The 2,773-nt window shown below is 71.9% G+C and carries 3 protein-coding genes; all 3 read left to right on the top strand.

Annotated features, from left to right (window positions below; translation table 11 throughout):
- Window positions 1–244 (top strand): chlorhexidine efflux transporter (locus K2X24_RS16815; protein WP_292499486.1); only part of this gene is annotated, 244 nt, incomplete at its 5' end.
- 165 nt (window positions 245–409) lie between these two features.
- The gene (locus K2X24_RS16810; RefSeq protein WP_292499485.1) at window positions 410–1,516 is read left to right on the top strand and encodes a ring-opening amidohydrolase; all 1,107 of its coding nucleotides are present in this window, start codon (window positions 410–412) and stop codon (window positions 1,514–1,516) included.
- 4 nt (window positions 1,517–1,520) lie between these two features.
- Window positions 1,521–2,773, top strand: a 1,253-nt coding sequence (hydA, locus tag K2X24_RS16805; protein WP_292499484.1) for a dihydropyrimidinase, incomplete at its 3' end; no start/stop codon positions are given.

The raw sequence follows: 2,773 nt of genomic DNA, 5'->3' as shown, positions 1-2,773 counted from the left end.
CGGGCACACGCGCAAGAGCCTCCTCCTGCGCGTGGGGCACGCCGTGCTTTTCGAGGCCGGGCTGCTCGTGATCCTGCTGCCGCCGATCGCCTGGTTCCTCGGCATCGGCCTGTTCGAGGCCTTCGTGATGGATCTCGCGATCGCCGGTTTCTACGTGGCCTACGCCTTCGTGTTCAATCTGGCCTACGACCGGACCTTTCCCCTTCCGAGCTGGAGCGTGGCCGCCGCGGAGGCCTCTCGCTGAGTTGGGCGCTCGACGCGACCCCGGACCTCCGGCGCCCTCCATGCCGGGCGGCCCTGTTGCCGGTTCGGGAGCGCGGCGTGCAGAATCCAGCACTCGCGCGGGGCCGCCGCCCGGCCTAAGCCTGGGCGTGCGCCTCCCCGCCGACCCGCCTGGTTCGAGAGCCCGATGCCCGAATGCCTCGCCTTCCGCGTGCCGACCCGGCACCCCGCCGACGTCTCGGGGGTGATGGAGCTCATCGCGGGCGGCGCCGTGGCGGCCGACGAGATCGTGGCGATCTTCGGCAAGACCGAGGGCAACGGCTGCGTCAACGATTTCACCCGCCAGCTCGCCGTGATGGCGCTGGAGACGGCGCTCGCGGGCGCGATGGGCTGCGCGCCCGCTTCGGTCGGTGCGCGGGTGGCCCTCGTCATGTCCGGCGGCACCGAGGGCGGCCTCTCCCCCCACCTCCTCGTCCTGGCGCGCCGCGACCGTCCGGACGCACCGGGCGGGACAGCCCTCGCCGTCGGCACCGCCTTCACCGCCGATTTTCTCCCCGAGGCGATCGGCCGGATGGCGCAGGTGCGGGCGACCGCTGCCGCCGTCGCGGAGGCCATGGCCCGGGCCGGGATCGACGAGGCCGCGGACGTCCATTTCGTGCAGGTGAAGTGCCCCCTCCTCACCAGCGCCCGCATCCAGGAGGCGGCCGAACGTGGACAGCCTGTGGCCACCCACGACACCTACGCCTCCATGGGCCTGTCGCGCGGGGCCTCGGCGCTCGGTATCGCCCTGGCGCTCGGCGAGGTGGCGGAGGCGGACCTCTCGGACGCCGCCATCGGCGCACGGCGCGACCTCTATTCCGGGCGGGCCAGCGCCTCGGCGGGCATCGAACTCATGCGCAACGAGGTCATCGTGCTGGGCAACGCGCCCGGTTGGTCCGGTCCGCTCGCCATTGCCCACCGGGTCATGCGCGACGGCATCGACTTTTTCGCGATTCAGGAGGCCTTGGCGGATCTCGGGTTTCCCGGCTCCGGCCAGCTGGCCCCCGAGGCGTCCGAGCGCATCGTCGCGCTGCTCGCTAAGGCCGAGCCCTCGCATGACGGCCTGATCCGAGGGCGGCGCCACATCATGAACGACGACAGCGACATCAACGCCACCCGGCACGCCCGCGCCCTCGTGGGCGGGGTCGCCGCCGCCGCGATCGGGCGCACCGACCTGTTCGTCTCCGGCGGCGCCGAGCACCAGGGGCCGGATGGCGGCGGCCCGGTGGCGATCATCGCCCGCGTGAGGGATTGACGGCATGCCGGAGTTCGACCTCGCCGTCCGGGGCGGCACCCTGGTCACCGCCACCGACACGTATCCCGCCGATCTCGGCATCCGCGACGGGCGCATCGCGGCCATCGGCGCGCGGATCACCGATGCCGCCCGCACCCTCGATGCCTCCGGCCTGCTCGTGCTGCCCGGCGGGATCGACAGCCACGTCCACATCGCCCAGGCCTCGGGCCCCGGCATCGTCATGGCGGACGACTTCGCCTCCGCGACCCGGGCGGCGGCGGCCGGCGGCAACACCTGCGTGATGCCCTTCGCGCTCCAGCCCCGCGGCGCCTCCCTGCGCGAGGCCACCCACGCCTACCGGGCGCTGGCGGAAGGGCAGTGCCACGTCGATGTCGCCATCCACCTCATCGTCTCCGACCCGGCACCGGCCGTCCTCGGCCAGGAACTGCCGGCCCTGATCGCCGAGGGCTACACGTCCTTCAAGGTCTTCATGACGTACGATGACCTCGTCCTGAACGACCGCCAGATCCTCGACGTGTTCGACCTCGCCCGCCGCGAGGGCGCCCGCGTCATGGTCCATGCGGAGGGCTACGACGCCATCCGGTACATGACCGAGAAGCTCGAGAAGGCCGGCGAGACCCGCCCGTTCGGCCATGCCCTGTCCCGGCCCCAGGTGGTCGAGCGCGAGGCGGCGCACCGGGCGATCAGCCACGCCGAACTCGTCGACCTGCCGATCGTCATCGTCCACGTCTCGGGCGAGCAGGCCATGGAGCAGATCGCCTGGGGCCGGGAGCGCGGTCTCAAGATCCATGCCGAGACCTGCCCGCAATACCTGACGCTCACCGCCGACCACATGAAGGGGCTCGGCTCCGACGATCCGATGGCGGGGGCGAAGTACGTCTGCTCGCCGCCGCCGCGCGAGGCCGCGAACCAGGCCGCGATCTGGCGCGGAATCCAGACCGGATTGTTCGACGTGGTCTCCTCCGACCATTGCCCGTTCCGCTACGACGATCCGGCCGGCAAGCTCAATCCGAAGGGCCGCACCGCCTTCCGTTGGGTGCCCAACGGCATCCCGGGCATCGAGACCCGTCTGCCGATCCTGTTCTCGGAGGGCGTCTCGGCGGGGCGCATCTCCCTCAACCGCTTCGTGGAACTCACCGCCACGAACCACGCCAAGCTCTACGGGCTCTACCCGCGCAAGGGCTCGATCGGGATCGGCTTCGACGCCGACCTGACCCTGTGGGACCCGAACCGCCGCGAGACCATCCGGCAGGCCGA

It is taken from the genome of Methylobacterium sp. (assembly GCF_019750675.1).
Lineage (GTDB): Bacteria > Pseudomonadota > Alphaproteobacteria > Rhizobiales > Beijerinckiaceae > Methylobacterium.
This window is presented reverse-complemented; position numbering and strand designations above follow the sequence as displayed.

Excerpts from the sequence above, each read along its gene's own strand:
- K2X24_RS16810 (WP_292499485.1), top strand. The coding sequence starts at position 410 with ATGCCCGAATGCCTCGCCTTCCGCGTGCCGACCCGGCACCCCGCCGAC.